The organism is Gottfriedia sp. S16(2024), from assembly GCF_050473765.1.
GTDB lineage: Bacteria > Bacillota > Bacilli > Bacillales > Bacillaceae_G > Gottfriedia.
In genome coordinates, this window is the sequence record NZ_JBFLUO010000001.1 from 3,320,741 (window position 1) to 3,337,931 (window position 17,191).

General features: G+C 32.7%; 18 protein-coding genes and 2 riboswitches. Of the genes, 9 read left to right on the forward strand and 9 right to left on the reverse strand.

The features are described 5' to 3' along the window. Positions 1–41 precede the first annotated feature (41 nt). Positions 42–533, reverse strand: coding sequence for a hypothetical protein (locus AB1282_RS15575; RefSeq protein ID WP_429899486.1), 492 nt, complete (start codon positions 531–533; stop codon positions 42–44). Positions 534–844: 311 nt separating this feature from the next. On the opposite strand from AB1282_RS15575, the gene AB1282_RS15580 reads away from it, so the two are divergent. From AB1282_RS15580 to AB1282_RS15595, 4 genes are all read left to right on the forward strand, one after another. Continuing rightward, entirely contained in the window at positions 845–2,113 is a 1,269-nt protein-coding gene (locus tag AB1282_RS15580; RefSeq protein ID WP_429899487.1) for an MFS transporter, read from the forward strand. Continuing rightward, a complete protein-coding gene (locus tag AB1282_RS15585; RefSeq protein WP_429899488.1) occupies positions 2,067–2,684 on the forward strand; it encodes a TetR/AcrR family transcriptional regulator in 618 nt (205 codons plus the stop codon). The genes AB1282_RS15580 and AB1282_RS15585 overlap by 47 nt, the downstream gene beginning before the upstream one ends. Before the next feature lie 159 nt (positions 2,685–2,843). Continuing rightward, positions 2,844–3,062, forward strand: a complete 219-nt coding sequence (locus tag AB1282_RS15590; RefSeq protein WP_056470131.1) for a hypothetical protein — start codon at positions 2,844–2,846, stop codon at positions 3,060–3,062. Between the two features lie 128 nt (positions 3,063–3,190). After that, positions 3,191–3,694 carry a hypothetical protein gene (locus AB1282_RS15595; protein WP_390312324.1) on the forward strand — a complete coding sequence of 168 codons (504 nt, stop codon included), beginning with the start codon at positions 3,191–3,193 and terminating at the stop codon, positions 3,692–3,694. A 158-nt stretch (positions 3,695–3,852) separates the two neighbouring features. Here AB1282_RS15595 and AB1282_RS15600 read toward each other — a convergent pair whose 3' ends face one another. Both AB1282_RS15600 and yjeM read right to left on the reverse strand, forming a co-directional pair. Further along, the gene (locus tag AB1282_RS15600) at positions 3,853–3,993 is read right to left on the reverse strand and encodes a hypothetical protein (RefSeq protein WP_156339654.1); all 141 of its coding nucleotides are present in this window, start codon (positions 3,991–3,993) and stop codon (positions 3,853–3,855) included. Between the two features lie 80 nt (positions 3,994–4,073). Further along, complete coding sequence (gene yjeM / locus AB1282_RS15605) at positions 4,074–5,573, reverse strand: glutamate/gamma-aminobutyrate family transporter YjeM (protein WP_390312325.1); 1,500 nt, start codon at positions 5,571–5,573, stop codon at positions 4,074–4,076. 200 nt (positions 5,574–5,773) lie between these two features. Here yjeM and AB1282_RS15610 point away from each other — a divergent pair, with 200 nt between their 5' ends. After that, positions 5,774–6,472: a DUF421 domain-containing protein gene (locus AB1282_RS15610; RefSeq protein WP_429899489.1), complete on the forward strand. Its 699-nt coding sequence runs from the start codon at positions 5,774–5,776 to the stop codon at positions 6,470–6,472. Between the two features lie 49 nt (positions 6,473–6,521). Here AB1282_RS15610 and AB1282_RS15615 read toward each other — a convergent pair whose 3' ends face one another. From AB1282_RS15615 to AB1282_RS15635, 5 genes are all read right to left on the reverse strand, one after another. Beyond that, the gene (locus AB1282_RS15615) at positions 6,522–7,034 is read right to left on the reverse strand and encodes a cupin domain-containing protein (RefSeq protein WP_335474224.1); all 513 of its coding nucleotides are present in this window, start codon (positions 7,032–7,034) and stop codon (positions 6,522–6,524) included. Between the two features lie 16 nt (positions 7,035–7,050). Further along, the gene (locus AB1282_RS15620; protein ID WP_429899490.1) at positions 7,051–7,677 is read right to left on the reverse strand and encodes a methylthioribulose 1-phosphate dehydratase; all 627 of its coding nucleotides are present in this window, start codon (positions 7,675–7,677) and stop codon (positions 7,051–7,053) included. Beyond that, positions 7,674–8,327, reverse strand: coding sequence for a 2-hydroxy-3-keto-5-methylthiopentenyl-1-phosphate phosphatase (locus tag AB1282_RS15625; RefSeq protein WP_429899491.1), 654 nt, complete (start codon positions 8,325–8,327; stop codon positions 7,674–7,676). Before AB1282_RS15625 ends, AB1282_RS15620 begins: the two co-directional genes overlap by 4 nt. Before the next feature lie 6 nt (positions 8,328–8,333). Further along, positions 8,334–9,554 (reverse strand): 2,3-diketo-5-methylthiopentyl-1-phosphate enolase, encoded by a 1,221-nt coding sequence (locus AB1282_RS15630; RefSeq protein ID WP_429899492.1) that lies wholly within the window; start codon positions 9,552–9,554, stop codon positions 8,334–8,336. Between the two features lie 64 nt (positions 9,555–9,618). Next, a riboswitch (SAM riboswitch) is annotated at positions 9,619–9,722 on the reverse strand. A 58-nt stretch (positions 9,723–9,780) separates the two neighbouring features. Beyond that, positions 9,781–10,968, reverse strand: coding sequence for a pyridoxal phosphate-dependent aminotransferase (locus AB1282_RS15635; RefSeq protein ID WP_056470105.1), 1,188 nt, complete (start codon positions 10,966–10,968; stop codon positions 9,781–9,783). Between the two features lie 143 nt (positions 10,969–11,111). Here AB1282_RS15635 and AB1282_RS15640 point away from each other — a divergent pair, with 143 nt between their 5' ends. The 4 genes from AB1282_RS15640 (at position 11,112) to AB1282_RS15655 (ending at position 15,976) form a co-directional block, all read left to right on the forward strand. Next, positions 11,112–11,894, forward strand: a complete 783-nt coding sequence (locus AB1282_RS15640) for a carbon-nitrogen family hydrolase (RefSeq protein WP_056471134.1) — start codon at positions 11,112–11,114, stop codon at positions 11,892–11,894. 63 nt (positions 11,895–11,957) lie between these two features. Then, a riboswitch (SAM riboswitch) is annotated at positions 11,958–12,116 on the forward strand. 71 nt (positions 12,117–12,187) lie between these two features. Next, positions 12,188–13,363, forward strand: a complete 1,176-nt coding sequence (gene mtnK, locus AB1282_RS15645; RefSeq protein ID WP_390312370.1) for an S-methyl-5-thioribose kinase — start codon at positions 12,188–12,190, stop codon at positions 13,361–13,363. A 6-nt stretch (positions 13,364–13,369) separates the two neighbouring features. Then, positions 13,370–14,419: an S-methyl-5-thioribose-1-phosphate isomerase gene (mtnA, locus tag AB1282_RS15650; protein ID WP_429899493.1), complete on the forward strand. Its 1,050-nt coding sequence runs from the start codon at positions 13,370–13,372 to the stop codon at positions 14,417–14,419. A 1,185-nt stretch (positions 14,420–15,604) separates the two neighbouring features. Further along, entirely contained in the window at positions 15,605–15,976 is a 372-nt protein-coding gene (locus tag AB1282_RS15655) for a cysteine-rich CWC family protein (RefSeq protein WP_056470097.1), read from the forward strand. 229 nt (positions 15,977–16,205) lie between these two features. Here the strand turns inward: AB1282_RS15655 and AB1282_RS15660 are convergent, their stop codons facing one another. Beyond that, positions 16,206–16,865, reverse strand: coding sequence for a CatB-related O-acetyltransferase (locus AB1282_RS15660; RefSeq protein ID WP_429899494.1), 660 nt, complete (start codon positions 16,863–16,865; stop codon positions 16,206–16,208). Positions 16,866–17,191 lie beyond the last annotated feature (326 nt).

Here is a 17,191-nt window from a genome sequence, read left to right on the forward strand (position 1 = left end):
TTCTATAGCTCAAAAATCAAGTTTTAAATTTAACAAAGACTTTATTTAAAATAAAACTTTTTCTTTTCCCAATAATTTACTAGATTAGTATGCATTTCCTTTGGTTTTTCAATTTCAAACCATTCAATACTCCCACTATATCTCCAAAAAATATTTTTTAAGGGAAGTTTATGTCTTAAACGAACTAGCTCTTCTTTCGAATAATGAACACGAACAAAGGTAGTTCTGGAAGATTTTGTTTTAATAAATTCAATATTTTCAATTTCATCCCAAAATATTTTATTACCAACGAAGTCTACAACTACACCTTCCTCGTCCCAGTATATCCCGATCCCTTTTTTACGATAATTCCAAAATTTTATTGAATCCCCAAAAAGTAAAAAGATAAATATCAATAAGCCAATAAATACAAATATTTTTGAAATTGAGAAATGTTTGGTACTTGTTATTACCATCAAAAGTATACAAAGAAATAGTATACCAAATATGGCAAAAATGAATATTGTTAAAATCTTTGGTTTGTAAACTTTCACTTTTCTATACACGTCTCCTTATCTACATCTATCTCTAATTTTACTAAAGAATATTTTGAATATGTGTAGGAAAATAAAGTAATTTGCGTTTTCGTTACATAAGAAATTTATTTAACAGTCCCATTTGGTATACGGAAAATGAGTTAAAGAAAATTAGCAATCTAAAATAATAATACTTTTAATTCCATTTTTGAATAAAGTTAAACGAGGAATATAGCAAATTTTCAGAAAAAGTAATTGAAAAACGACATCAGTGTCGTTATAATTAAATAAAAACGACATGCGTGTCGGTTTCGAGGGGGCTAAGCAAGATGAAGGGTCTAATGAATAATAAAGGTTTCTTAACATTAATGGTTGCTCAAGCGATTTCAAATATTGGTGATTGGTTAAGTATTGTCGCAATCATTACGCTTGTAGGGTTAAAATGGAATGCTTCACCAATTGAAGTATCATTTATTATTTTATGTCTCGCTGTTCCGATGGCGTTATTAGGACCTGTTGCGGGAACGATAGCAGATCGTTTTAGTAGAAAGCAATTAATGGTTTTATCTGACATTGTCCGTGCTGGTTTATTTGTTTTACTGGCATTAGCAAATACTTTGTGGATGGTCTATATTTGTTTGTTTATCATCGGATTGTTTTCAGCTGTTTTTAATCCTGCGAAAAATGGTAAGTTAAAAGAACTAGTTCCGAATGATGAAATAAAGAGCGCAATGTCAATTACAACTATGATTGACTCAGCTACAAAAATTTTTGGACCGATTTTGAGTGGGATACTCGTATCGGCAGCTGGAACAACGCCAGTATTTTATATTAATTCAGTATCATTTATTATCTCTGCGATCTTAATTTTCATGCTTCCAAAAGTTGCCCAGCAGATTAAAGAAGAAAAAGTGAAAGATCAAACTAAATCTTCCTATAAATCTGAATTTATGGAGGGCGTTACATTTATTAAATCAAATACTCAGATTTTAGTAGGTATGCTATTTTTAGGTTTTAGTCTCTTAATCTTGCAGTTATCTGATTCGCAAATTATAGTTTTAATTAGGGAACTTAAACATGCGTCGCCAGGTTTATTCGGCTATTTAGTAACAGGATCTGGAGTAGGAATGTTTTTTTCTAGTTTAATTTTAGCGAAAAAAACAAATTATCGTGCCTATAATTTAATGCTAATTGGGGTTTGTGGAATGGGACTTGGTTTTGGTATGATGGCTTTATTCACTCATTTTAATCTCAATTTTTCAATTATTTGGGCACCATTATTAGGTTTGTTTGCAGGATTTGCAGCTTGCTTAGTATTTGTTCCATTCCAAGCATCTGTTCAAGTCGATACCCCTGTTGAGTTAACTGGTAGAGTATTTGGCGTAATAGGAAGTGTTACTACAACAGCAACTATTATCGGACCTTTATTAGGTGGATGGCTATCAACAGTATTAGGTGTCATTCCAACATTTATTATAACTGCATCACTTTTAGTATTTGTCTCGTTAATAGGATTCTTAACGAAAAATAGAGTAGAGCGGGGGAAGAAAGATGTCTCCGAAAGTCAGCAAGGAGCACCAACAGCAACGTCGAACTAAAATATTAGAAGCTGCAAAACAAGTGTTTATTGAAAATGGGTATGAAAGAACGACTATGAAGCATGTGATGGACGCATCAAATGTTAGTAGAGGTGGGTTATATCAATATTTTGCTAATAAAGAAGAAGTGTTTGAATCACTTTTATATGAGTCACTATTGAGAGTGTCTGAAGAGACAAGTGAATTATTGAATCAAAATGTAGATTCATATTGGGAATTACTTTTATTAAGAATGTTCGGTAAAAGCAGAGTGCCAAATGATCGAATGGATCCCTTGGCACCAGTTACTTTAGAGTTTTTCATAACTGGGAGAAATGATGAACGAAGAAAAAGGTATGGTCAAGAACGATACTTTTATGGTACTAAAATCTTTTCTGATGTCATAAAAGAAGGTCAAAAAAACAAAGAATTTAGTAACAAGTATGATAGTGAAGTTTTAGCAAGAATGATTGTTTCATTTATTGATGGACTTGCACTAGACTATGCAATACTCTCAGCGGAAGAAATAATGATGGAAGAACAATCGATTTTGTTTGTTCAATTTTTAAAATTTGCTCTTGATATAGAATGAATAATCGTTTCCGAGCCTGAATTAAGCGAATATGAATGGGGAGTTTGGAAGGAGTTCTCAGTACAAGACTTTGACGGATATGTAATTGGATTCAGAACAGGGCATAAAATTGAAAACTAAGAAAATGGCTATACTAATCGTGACTAAAGGAGTGATTAGATGAATTTTAGATCAAAGGAACAAATTTTAACTGAACAGCCATCAATTGAAAGAAAAATTGAATTCAGAGGTAATAAATACAAATTAGTTGATACAGTTCATGATGTTTCACACGGTGGGTTTGGGGATCTTACATGTTATACATACCGCAATGAAACAGATAACGCAGAAATATTGCTATATGTGCAAAAAGGTAAAATCGTAATTGTTGAACCTTAAAAGTAGGTTTTAAGGCTGCCTCGTATACTTCAGGCAGTTTTTATTTATTTTAAGACTAATATGACGATATTAAGAGATATTAAGTAGAAAAATGAAACAATAGATTTGGAAAAGAAGGGGTAAGTGGATTGAAAAAATTTAGTTTTTTATTCTTAATTCTTCTGTTAACTGCTTGTTCGCATGGCAACGGTGCAGTTGAATCATTAAAAAAAGAATATCCTAAAACTGTAAAGCAAGTAGTTAATCAATTACCTAAAGATGTACAAAAAGAACTAGTTGTACCAGAATGGATACCGTTTAGAGCAAAGGATGTCACAATGGATGTACAAAAAAATGGAGCTATTAACGCTACCTCCTTTAATTACTCAAATGAAGAAGTAGAGGTCACAATGTTTGTCATTACTTATCATAATAAAAAACCATCTTTCCCAGATGAACAACAACCTTTAAAAACAACAAAATTAAAAGATGGAACAAAAGTTTTGATTGTTGCTGATGATGATAATACAAAAACAATTCGTTGGAAGAAAGACGGGCTTTATCATTCAATTTCACTTCTTTTTTCAGAGGAAACTGGTAAACAATACACTATTCGAGATTTAGTAAAAACTGCTAATTCAATGAGTAAATAATTAAAAGAGACCGCCAAAAAAATGACGGTCATTTTTTTTACAATTTAAGAAAGTATAAATTGGCAAACAGGGAAGAAAAATCGACGTAGAGCCATTTTTAGGTATAGGTATAAATGCATCTATGCCTCTGAATTCTCCTAACAGCTCGCCAATCGTCTTTATGAATTTTTCACTTCATTAAGAGCTTCAGTATTTGATTTACTTGGAGCAAAATAACCTTCTGAATTAACTGCAGCTGGTGTAGGTTGCCCTTTATCTTTGTTCTTCTTTTTTACATGTGGATTTTGATTGTGACCCATGAATATCACCTCCAAATTTAGTATGTGCTATATTTCCTACTTACTTTCGGAATTGTTATTAACAATAAGTGGGAAGATTGCTATGCAATTTTCTTCTCTTTTTGGGTATGTTTTCTTGAACGGTTAAGAATTAGTAAAGCCAAAATTGAAAAGAAAATTGGTCCTGCAATCATCCAGATTGTTGAGTTGAAATCACCTTCAATAGCCGGTTGAATAATCGTAAAAAAGTTTGCAAATCCAACGACCAAAATAACGAGAATGCTCGCAAATAAAGAAGATGAATTTGATTTTAAAATTTGAAATGGCTTGTCGATTTGTTCATTTCTTTTAAACATTGGATACGCAATACCTAAAAATATATAAGGTAAAGTCATTGAAACATTTGTCATTAAAGTTATTTTATTAAAAAATGCTGATGCTCCTTGGCCACCAAAGGAAGTAAGGACAATAATGATTGAAACAATTGAAAATTGTACCCACATTGCATTGACAGGCATACCTTTTTCATTTGTGTCAGAGAATTTTGTCGGCCATAAGTATTTTGGTGTGCCTTTAATGATTGTTTTTAACGGTGCATAAATTAATGTGAAAAATGCTCCGGTATATGCAAGAAACATTGATAAACCAGTAATTCTTGCAAACCAAATACCAATTTGATCGGCAGTATGTGATGATAAAGTAAAAGCTTTTCCAAGTTCTAATCCTAAATTGTACATAAGTACATATGTTATGTTCCCTAAATTCGTAGTGCTAGCACTTAAATCATTTGACCAGTTTATAAAGATTCCTACTAAAAAAATGCCTAACGAATATCCTACGGAAATAATAATTGCTGAAATGGTAATCCCTTTTGGAAAGTTCCGTTCAGCGTTCTCCGTCTGATCAACTAAACTACCGATTGCTTCTAGCCCACCATATGCAAAAATCGCAAATACAACAAATGATAGTATCGCAAGAGTTGAAAGATAGTTTGGATTTGGTGAGTGAGCAAATGCTGATGAGAAACTTTTAATCGGTTGAGCAAATTTGCCGCCATTTAATACCAAAATAATGATACTTGTAATTAACAGCACTATATTTAAAGAGAAAACTGTAATACCACCAATTGTTGTAACTTTACTAATGCTTTCAATTCCTTTCGAAGCAAAAAATGTCACAACTAACATCCAAAGTAATGCTAATAATCCGATAGATTGAGTAGAAGTAAGTCCAAATAATGAAAGTGATTGCGTTTTGTCACTACCAAAAATGAACGTTGATAGTGGAATCCAAACCTTTGAGGAGACACTTACCATATAAATTACATAAGAGGAGAACCACATAAAGGTACCTATAAAAGCGAATCTAGGTCCAACCGAATCAGCCATCCATGTATAAATTCCACCTTCTGAATGCTTATATGCAGCTCCGAACTCAGCCATCATAAATGCAAAAGGAATAAAAAACGTTATAGCAGAGAGTAAGTACCATGGAATTGCACTATATCCCATTAAATAAAAAGCGGTTGGTATATTTCCAAAACCATATACAGTGGTAAATACCATTAATATTAAGCCAACAAGTGAAAGTTTTTTACTCAAGATCTCACCCCAATAAATAGTCGATTATAAATGAATAGTCATATTTTCTTCAATAATCGGTAATTTATGAGGACATACACACAGTTAGGTTTTAACTTATTTTTTAGAAATAATAAAGAATAGTTTCGTTCTATTTTTCAAACGCTAAGTTGATTAATAAATACTTAAAATGGTTTTTTGAAAGAGAAAGGATGAAATAAATGAGCTTTAATGAAGTAGTATTTAGGGTCATATGCTCATTTTTTGTTTTATTTATTTTAACGAGATTAATGGGGAAAAAGGAAATTAGTCAATTAGATGTATTTACATTTATAACAGCCATTACAATAGGGAATGTAGCAGCATCTATAACGACATCTAAAACATTAGATATTGAAGATGGGATCATTGGATTAGTTGGCTGGGCAGTTTTGACGATCATCATGGGGTATTTAAGTTTAAAATCTAAATCTTTACGTCGGATGATTCTTGGGGAACCAATTATTTTAATTAGACAAGGAAAAATAATGGAAAATGCATTAAAAAAAGCTAGATTAGATACAGAGCAATTTCAAGGAATGCTTCGTAATGAGAATATTTATTCGTTGAAAGATGTAGAGTACGCTATATTTGAAATTGATGGCAGTCTATCAATTATGAAAACAAAAGATGTTAAAAAGAAAAAAAATAAAACATGGAAAAAAACTTTGTTATTTCCAACGTCAACAGCAGTGGTATCTGACGGGGAAGTAAACGAAGATGCATTATCAAATTTAAACTTGGATAAAAAATGGTTAATAGCTCAACTTGAAAGGGTAGGCATAAAATCAATTTCAGATGTGTTTTTTGTTGAAGTACAAACAGATGGTTCGTTATATATCGACTACCGAGAAGATCATTTCAATGAAGAAGAAAATTAATTGACTCACATCCTAAAGAGGATATGAGTCAATTTAGTTTTTATAAAAATTATTCGTAAATAGGTACCCAACCTTCAGTCGTAACAAATAATCGAACAGCTACTACTTTACGATCCTCTGCTAAAGTGAAGTAGTGGCGTACATTTGGTGGTACAGAAATTAAATCTCCAGGATTCAAATTAACATGGAAAAAGCCTTCATTTCCCTCGATAATAAACGTACCGTGACCGCTAACGATGAAGCGAACTTCGTCATCCGTATGATGATGCTCACGATTGAAGTTTTTAAGTAATTCATCAAGATTTGGAGTTGCTTCTGAAAGAGTAATAATATCACTGGCTAAATAGCCACGTCTTGATGAAATACTGTCGATTTCAGCTTTAAATGTTTCAAGAATCGCTGCTTTTTCATCATCTGATAAAATAAATTTTTCTTGTAACGAACTATGTAATTGTTCGATATTCCAATTTTCGTAAATTACACCTTGTTCTTCTAAATAAGCTTTTACTTCAACATCACTTGTAATATGATAATCTTTTTTTTCTACCCAAATTGTTGCCATTCTTCATTCCTCCAAATTAATTCTTTATAAATGTATTTTTTTGAATACCTTGTAATGCATATTGGAATAGAAACTCATAAGCTTCTAAATGCTTTTTAGCTTCAAATGCTGATTCGGCCCAAACTGTTATCCCATGATTATGAATTAATACAGCACCATGATCATTCTTTATATGTGGAAGAAATTCATTTGCAAGAGTAGGGATATGCGCATGATTTTTTATGATTGGAATTGTAATTTCTGCATCTTCTTCCCATAATCCTAATGCTTTAATAATTTCGATACCAGAAAAAGATAACTCATCTTGATATGGAAAATCCTTTGTTATAAAGTTATTTGCTAAAGTGTGTACATGAAGTACGCATTTTGCATTTGTATGTTGATAAATTAGCCGATGTAAAATGGCTTCAGCTGATGGTTTTTTTGATTCATCCCAAACAGATTGGTCAAATTCATTAACGAGTAAAAAATCGTCATAAGTATGTCTAGTTTTATCTTTACCACTAGTTGTCACTAAAAAGTTTAAAGGTTCGTCATTTACTTTAATTGATAAATTCCCGCTAGTTCCTAAAAACCAATCTCGATCAGCTAGTACTTTTTTTACTTCACGGATTTCATCATAATGTTTGAAAAATTCCTTCATACTAGCACCTCCTTCTCTAATGAAGCTCGAATATCATAGAAATTTTCAAAAGGAATGAAAGGTAAAGATAGTTCTTCACATTTATCTTTTAAGAAATCTCGAGCAAAAATTAAATTGGCTTCTTTTGCAATTTGTAAGTCAGTAATTGAATCGCCAATGACAATGATAAAATCATTTGATTCACTAAATTTTCTTTTAACAGATGGTTTACACATTCCACAATCATTCGTACAGTTTTCATCACAAGAATGATCCCATTGAATTTTTACAGTTTGGCCCGTAAAGTCAGTACGATTACATAAAATATCCGAAGGTGGAAGGTAATCCGCTAATATAGGATGAACAAAAAAATCTAGCCCGCCACTTACAACTTTTAACGCATATTGTTGAACGCTTACAAATTGAATAAAATCGCTAAAACCATCTCGAATGATAGTACGATCGATTACAAAATCAGTCATTTCTTGTTTTTTCGTTGAAGGAATCGTAGCAAACATTTTCTCTACGCCTTCTCGAATCGATAGATTGCCATTTAATACTTCACTTGTTAATTCACTTACTGAAGGAGGAGCAAATTCTTTAATTAAATTAACGATATTGTCTCCCTCAGTAATTGTTCCATCAAAATCACAAAAAATCTTTATTGCCATTGTTGTTTACCCCCAAAGTTGTAATGCTTTTTGTAGTGATGTATTTGGAAGTGCGTATTCTTTTAGCCCAACTCCAGACAGTGTTGCTGAAATTGCTTCTCTAAATGCATTACCTCCACCAATCGGACCATCCGGATGACCATGAACACCGCCACCAGCGTTGATGACTTGCTCAATTCCAAAATCTTGAATTAATTGAGGCACTAGCGCAGGGTGAATTCCAGCAGAAGGTACTGGGAATGTCTCCTTTAATCCATTTGATACAGTTAAATTTTCAGCGATTTTTAAAGCTGTCTCTTTTTGTAATGCAACTGAACCATATGGCGAAGGGAATAGACTAAAATCTGCACCTGCAATTCGTAAAAGTTTCCCTAGTAATAATCCTGCGTCAATTCCATAAATTGGTGATGCTGTAAACGCACCCGAAACAGCAGGATGGGCCATAATTGGAACATTAATTGATGGATCCTCTGCCAAACCTTGAAGTACATCAATTCCATACGAGAATACATTTAATAAAAATACATCCGCACCAGCTTCTGCAGCACGTAATGCTTTTTCTTTTAACTCATATGTACGGCCAGTTAAATTCACCGCGTATAATGTTTTGTGTCCTGTTTTTTCATAAACTTGGTTCAAAATATTTTTTCCGTGAGTGACGCGATCTGTTATAGATGTATTCGTGTCAAAAAGTATCTCGTCGTCTTTAATTAAATCAACGCCGCCTAAAGCTTGCTTTTTTAATTCCTCTGAAATGTATTGAATGTCTCTGCCGATTATTGATTTGAAAATGCTCATTAATAAAGGTCGATCATATACATCCAATTTTTCTCGAATGCCTTTAATACCAAATTTTGGACCCGGAAATAAATTTAAAATGTCATCAGTAAAATTTAAATCTATTAGTTTAATTTCGCCATCAAGGGATAGCTTACCGAAAACTGTTGTTAAAATAGCTGGAAGATCAGCTGAAAAATTTAAGCTAGGATAATAAATTTCAATAATCCCTTTTGTTGGTTTATATCCTAAAAAGTTAACGATATTTTCTTCGCATTCTATATCACGAACTGAAAGAACTTTACCTTTATGCTTTTGTAATTGAATTTGATCATTTTGAGGTAATGACGTCCAAGAACCAACCGTTAAACCTAGCGCGATTGACTCTGCCTTTTTTTCTAAATGATGATTTTTATCATAAACTTGGTAAGTTGCTATTACTCCACTCATTTCAAAACCTCCAAAAAGTTTTAATCAAACAAAAAACCTCTCCACTAAGGAGAGGTTTACCTACACCTTATCTGTCAGCAAATGCTGCGAGAATTAGCACCGTACTAGTTAACTAGCCGGTTGCCGGGTTTCGTCGGGCTCGGTCCCTCCACCTACTCTGAATAAAGTTAATATTTAATTTTGAATTATTAATCTAATCGCATTATTTCATGAACAATCATAATTGTCAAACATTAAATTTTGAAAATATTTCAATTTCTTTTAATCTAGCAACTGCTTCCTTCAGTCTATCAGTATCTGATAGTAGGCCGACTCTTACATACCCTTCACCATATTCTCCAAATCCATTTCCTGGAGCGACTGCAATATGAGCCTTTTCAAGTAATAGATCAGCAAATTCCTGTGATGTAAAACCTGCTGGAATTTTTAGCCATGCAAAAAAGGACCCTGCTGGTGCAGTTACTTCCCATCCAATTTCGTGACAACCGCTAATAAATACATTTCTACGCTCTTCATAAAGTGCTAATAGTTGTTTTACACTTTCTTGAGATTCTGTAAGCGCAACAGCGGCAGCTTCTTGAACAGCAGGGAAGATGCTAACGTAAAGATGATCCTGTAATAGATTAATTGCTGAAATAACCTCTTTATTTCCAACTGCAAAACCGATTCTCCAACCAGCCATATTATAAGTTTTAGAGAGGGTATAAATTTCAATCCCGCATTCCTTTGCTCCTGGCGTTTGAAGATAACTTAAAGGTTTTTTGCCGTCAAAACCAAATGCGCCATAAGCAAAATCATGACAAACTGTAATTTGATTATTTCTTGCAAGCTCAACTGTTTCTTTAAAAAATTCTTCTGTTGCGATAGCGCCAGTGGGATTATTTGGATAATTGATAAATAATATTTTACTAGCATCCAAAACATCCTGAGGAATTAATTTATAATCTGGTAAAAATTGATTTTGTTCAAGTAATGGAAGCATGTATGGTACTGTTTTTGAAAGAGATATACCAGATAAATAGTCTGGATAGCCTGGATCTGGAACTAAAATTGTATCTCCAGCGTCACATAAACAAAGTGGTAGCTCAACTAATCCAGCTTTTCCACCGAATAATATGGCTACTTCTTCCTCTGGGTCTAAATCAACATCATACTCTCGTTTATAAAATTCTACAACAGCATTTTTTAAAGATCTCATCCCTCTAAACGGAGAATAACGATGAGTTAAAGGGTTTTCAACAGACTTTTGTAATGCTTTTATAATATAGTCAGGTGTTGGCTGATCTGGATTTCCTTGACCAAGATTAATGACATCATGACCATTACCTATTGACTGATTCACTTTTTGGACTAGTGAAGCAAAAAATTGTTTTGGTAAATTGTTTAATAGTTTACTATGATTCAAGTTAATCACTCCAAAAATATAATAAAATTAATTTGAATAGATCGTTACTTAATCGACTGATTTTCATGAACGACTGTTGCAATAACTTTCACCATCATATATGCTCGATTTAAAAATGTCTATAAAATTTAGAATAGGGTGAATAAATTGTGATTAAAATTGCGTGTATTCAATCTGACGTTATTTTAGGTAAATCAAAGTCTAATTTAGAGAAAATGAAAACTCAAATAAACGAAGCTGTTAAAGAAAATGTTCAGGTTATCGTATTACCAGAGTTATGGACAACAGGCTATTGTTTGGAAGAGATTGGCTTGCACACAGGTGAACAAGAAGCGATTATTTCTGAACTTCAGTCGATTGCAAAATCAAATAATGTAATATTGATTGCTGGTTCGTTCCCAATTGCAAGAGAAAATGGTGTAACGAATACGTTAATTGTTATTAGCAATACTGGTGAATTAGTAAAATCTTATGATAAAGTTCATTTGTTCCAGTTAATGAACGAGCATCACTATCTTCAATCAGGGGAAACAGACGGTCTTTTTGAAATCGATGGATTAACAGCTGCAGGTTTTGTTTGCTATGATTTGCGTTTTCCTGAATGGATTGGAGCTCATTCTCAAAAAGGTGCAAAAGTTTTATTTTTTGTCGCTGAATGGCCAATTCAAAGAATGAATCATTGGGAAATCTTGTTAAAAGCAAGAGCAATTGAAAATCAGTGTTATGTTGTTGCTTGTAATCGAGTAGGAAAAGATTTAGCAAATACATTTGGCGGAGGATCAATGATCATTGACCCTTGGGGAGAAGTAATTTCCAAAGGTAGCACGAATGAAGAAATCGTATTCGGTGAAATTGATCCGAAAAAAGTCGATGAAATACGCGGTACAATCCCTATTTTTGAAGACAGAAAAGAAGAAATTTACAAAAAAATTTAAAAAAGTGATTGACAAATTAAAAATTTATAAACTAAAATACGATTATAAAATCAAATATGCGAACTCTTATTTCGAGTAGGCGGAGGGATTTGGCCCGACGATGCCCAGCAACCGACCGTAATACCATTGTGAAATGGGGCGTATTGTATACGCCTGAGCTTAAATGCTCAGTAAGGCACGGTGCTAATTCCAACAGAAAAGAAATTTTCTGGTAGATAAGAGACGAAAGCCAATTAGTATTGCCTCTTTTCGTCTCGGAAAAGAGGCTTTTTATTTTGCAAAATTCAAGGGGGATGAATTTAGTGACTGTCATTGAACGAAAAGAATATAGACCTTTAACAGAAGCAACTGCAATTACTTATTTACAAAAACTTGGCTATTTTAAAAATGAACTATGTGAAAGTATAGAAATCGGGGATGGGAATCTAAATTTAGTGTTTAAAGTTAATCCCGTAGGAAGCGAGAAAGGGTTAATTATAAAACAGGCTCTACCATACGCAAAAGTCGTTGGAGAAAGCTGGCCACTTACATTAAAGCGAGCGACGATCGAGAGTAATGCGACAAAAATATACAATGAGCTAATCCCATTACATGCACCAAAAATTTTAGAACATGACGAAGATCAAGCTGTAACTGTAATGGAGGATCTATCTCACTTGCAAATTTTACGGAAAGGTTTCATTGAGAAAAAAAGCTATCCGTTTTTAGCTGAACATATTGGAGAATTTTTAGCTAAATCATTATTCTTCACTTCAGACTTTGGAACTTCACCGGCTAAGAAAAAAGAGTTAGAGTATCTTTTTAATAATCCTGACTTATGTGATATAACAGAAAATCTTGTTTACACGGACCCATTTTTTAACAGTGAAACAAATAGTTTTGAAGAAGAATTAACAGATGAAATTCAAAATCTATGGAATGATGAAGATCTACAAATTGAGGTTGCGAAACTAAAATTAGATTTCTTATCGAAAAAAGAAGCTTTATTACATGGTGATTTACATACGGGAAGCATTTTCGTATCTGAAACAGAAACAAAAATAATTGACCCGGAATTTGCATTTGTCGGACCAATCGGATTTGATTTAGGGCAAATTCAGGCAAATTTACTTTTTCAACTTTTCAGTCGTACTGAACTAAAGGACGAAATTATTGAACACATTTTAAACATTGAAAAAGTTTTTAATGAAACATTTATTCGCCTATGGGAAGAGCATAGTGTTAGACCGTTTAACCAAAAAGCTTTAATTAAAGAAAAACTAGAAGGATATTGGGTGGATGCAATTGGGGTTATTGGATGTGAATTAATCCGAAGAAGTATCGGTCTTGCTCATGTTGAAGATATTGATGCACTGGAACATAATCAAAAAATTGAAGCAAAGAAAAAAGTCTTAAAATTCGGAGTTTATTGTATAAAAAATAGATTCACTATTAGAAATATTGGAAATTTACTTAATGGATTGGAGTAATAATCGATGACTACATTACAGCAAATACCTGAATCATTACAATGGAACGGTGAAAGCTTAAAAATTTTAGACCAAACAAAATTACCAACTGAAATATACTATTTTGATGCAACAACATTATTAGATGTACGTGAAGCAATCGTAAAATTACAAGTAAGAGGAGCACCAGCGATCGGTTTAGCAGCTGCGTATGGACTTTATTTAGGTGTTCGAGAAATTGAAACTGAACAAATTGAAGAATTTCATCAACAAGCAAGATTATTAGCGGATGAACTAATTAGTGCTAGACCAACTGCAGTAAATTTAGCATGGGCAGTTGAAAAACTAATTGGTTCTAGTAAAGAAGCAGTTACTGTATCAGAAGCTAAATTAATCATCATGGAAGAAGCGATAAAATTACATTTAGCAGATGAGGCAACTTGCAAGGAAATCGGTGAAAACGCTTTAACATTATTACATGACGGTGCAGCGGTATTAACTCATTGCAACGCAGGAAGTATTGCGACAAGTCGCTACGGAACAGCTTTAGCTCCACTTCACTTAGCAAAAGAAAAAGGTTGGGAAATTTCAGCCTATGCAACAGAAACTAGACCAGTATTTCAAGGGGCAAGACTGACATCTTGGGAATTGAACCAAAGTGGTATCCCAGTTACATTATTGACAGATAATATGGTCGGCTACTTATTACAAAATAAAAAAGTTGATGTAGTTATGGTTGGAGCTGATCGCATTACTGCTAATGGGGACACTGCAAATAAAATTGGAACATTACAATTAGCGATTTTAGCAAACTTTTACCAAATCCCATTTTATGTAGCAGCTCCTTTATCAACAATTGATTTATCAATCGAATCAGGGAGCGAAATTGTAATTGAACAACGCGATCGTACTGAAGTAACACATATCGGAAATGTTCAAATAGCACCAGATGGAATCGATGTATTAAACCCAGCGTTTGACGTGACGCCGAATGAATTAATTACGGCGATTATTACAGAAAAAGGAATTGTTTCTAGCGATTATAAGGAAACTTTTAAAAGTTGGGAGCAAGAGTAATTTATTGATTGCATTTAATAGAGAAAAACGATTACCATTTATTCGTTAACTTCTTCCCTAGGAAATAGTTAAAAAGAGCAATTTTTTCTGATTTTTATAAAATTTTAACACTTTATCAATATAAGATTTGGTGGGCGAATATAACAATTTAAGTTGTTATTAAAAAATATAATAAGCCCTATTATCTAGATTTTGAGTTTCGAAATATTCGTATTTGTGAATCGGGAAATTCTATTAATATAGAAAAAATAAAAATGAATTAATTGTCATTACTTTAAATGGAAAATATTTGTAGAAATAACATTATTGTAAAAATGAATTACTATATAGGAAGAAACTCATATTGCTAAAGTAGCAATAATTCAAAAACAAATGATTTAACACTTTCCGAGAATCTTAACGGATTGGTCAATTTTGTTCGATTAAATGGGGGTTCGAATCAACTGAATTTTTTCAGACAGTTTAACATATTTTCGTTTGATGTTTATTCTAGTTATAAGTTAAATTCATTATTAATGTATTATTTATATAAAAATAAGAGAAAACTCAAAAAAGCCAATTCCTAATTGTAGAAGGGATTGGCTTTTTGTTGACTATCATTAAGAATCATTATGTAATTAGGATAAATTGTTCCAAATGGAAGCGATATGGTGAAGCTGTTCCGTACAAAAATTAAATGACCGTACTGAACAAGAAGGGGAAATTGGAGAAGGTTTTCCTTAAAAACAAATTGAAGAGAGGTTGGAACATGAAAAAGCATTGTTTAAGGGGTTTGCAGTTTATAAAGAAGAGAAGTACGCTATCTTGGGAGGGTGCTGAATAATATAGAAAGCGAAGAGGGGAAAGAAGAGTTTAAAAGAAGAATTGAAGCAGTAAAAAATTAATAGTTATATAGGAAGACAAAATATCTCGTCAGTAGTACATAAATAATATAAACATTAATTGATGGAATTAGAAATTAAATTTAATTAAAGTCACTTTTGAACTAGATCAAATCATAAATCCCATAGAATATTTAGAGGATGTGCAACGATCTCTACAATTGAAAAAAGATGACTAATTAGAGAAATACTCTGACACTAAAAGATTACTTTTATATGATATGCGCAGAAGAGTTTCTACAATCTTCTGCTAAAAAGTCCGCTAAAAATTGTAATTAAGATTGTTAATTGAGGAGGGTATATAATGGCAATTAAGCTCTGTCCCATGTGTGGTAATGAGAATAAGTGCTCAAGTGGGAAGACTTGTTGGTGTAATGATGAGTATTTCCCAAGAGAGATATTTAATCAGATACCACAAGAAGAGGTAAGAAGATCTTGTATATGTAAGTCGTGTTTAGATAAGTATAAAGAAGATAACAAAATAGAAGATCTAAAGCCTTCTGATATCGGACCAAAAGTATTTAGTCGGAAGAGTGGAGTTGAACAGGACGATGAAGTGTGTTACTGCTATGAAAAGTTTAAAGATAATCTTAAGCCAGGAACAGTAACCAAGTGTTTCAAAGAGAAATGTGCTAATTACCTAAGTTGCACAGAAGAACGTAATAAAGGAGTTTGACTAGGGAGGTAGTCAAGAACACGCCGTTCTTTCATTTAGGTTGTATTCTTGTATAACTAAACCAACTAATAGTTTGTCAAAAATTTTCAATTATCCAGACAAAATGTGAATCTTTTTATTGGAAAATTGGCAGGTTTGCTATAAAGAGTAAACCTGCCAATTTTGCGTAATAAATAAAAATTGTATGCAAAAAGCTACATCCTATTTAGAATGTGCTTGTCTAACTTAATTATCTTTCTTTTACTTTGTTGGTATAAAAATCATATAACTTTTCAATGGATGAATTGGACAAAAGAGGTATCGCTCTCTTAACTAATTCTCTATCCCAATCAAACCAACGCATTTCCATTAGTTTATTAATCTCTGAATCTGTGAAGCGTTTCTTTATTTCTTTTGCAGGATTTCCACCAACTATTGTATATGGAGGTACGTTTTTAGATACCACAGAACCTGCTGCAACGATTGCGCCTTCACCAATTGTAACACCAGGCATTATAATAGCGTTCATGCCAATCCAGGCATCGCTTTTAATAACTGTGTTACCTTTTGGTTCATAAGATTGTCCTATTTGTTCAACAAATGGATAAACAGTGATCCATTCTGAATGGTGGTTATGATTACCACCCATTAAAATGATAACTCCACTTGCAATACAAACATAATTTCCAATAATGAGTTTATCTAGATGCCAACCAAACTGTTCAATTGGATTGAAAAGTTCTTGAGATTTAGCATCACCCCATAAATATCTTACACAGCCATCTTCAAAATTTTGATTACCATAATACCCTGAATAATAGGAATACTCCCCTACTTCAATGAGTGGATTTGTCACTATATCTTTTAAATACTTTGTTTCAGACCAATGATTAAATAATGGATGATTCATAATTATCTTCCTCGCTTCTAAGTATTGTAGATTCTAGAACTTACTTAGAAGCTTAATACCACAGCGACATTTTTAAACTTTTTTAAACGACAAATCATTATCCTCAGCCTTTCTATAAAAGTAAAAAAATCATAACTTAATAAATTACTATAGTCAAATTGTAGAAATATGTACTGAAACTATTCGTGCGTTAGTTGAAGATTAACTGCCAATATGAGTCTTTTTATTAAAGTAAATGGATAGTTAAACTGCAATATTTACGAAGGGAAAAGGGAGAATATGGTAAAATTTAATATGCTACCACTGTTAAATCTTCTTAGCGAAAA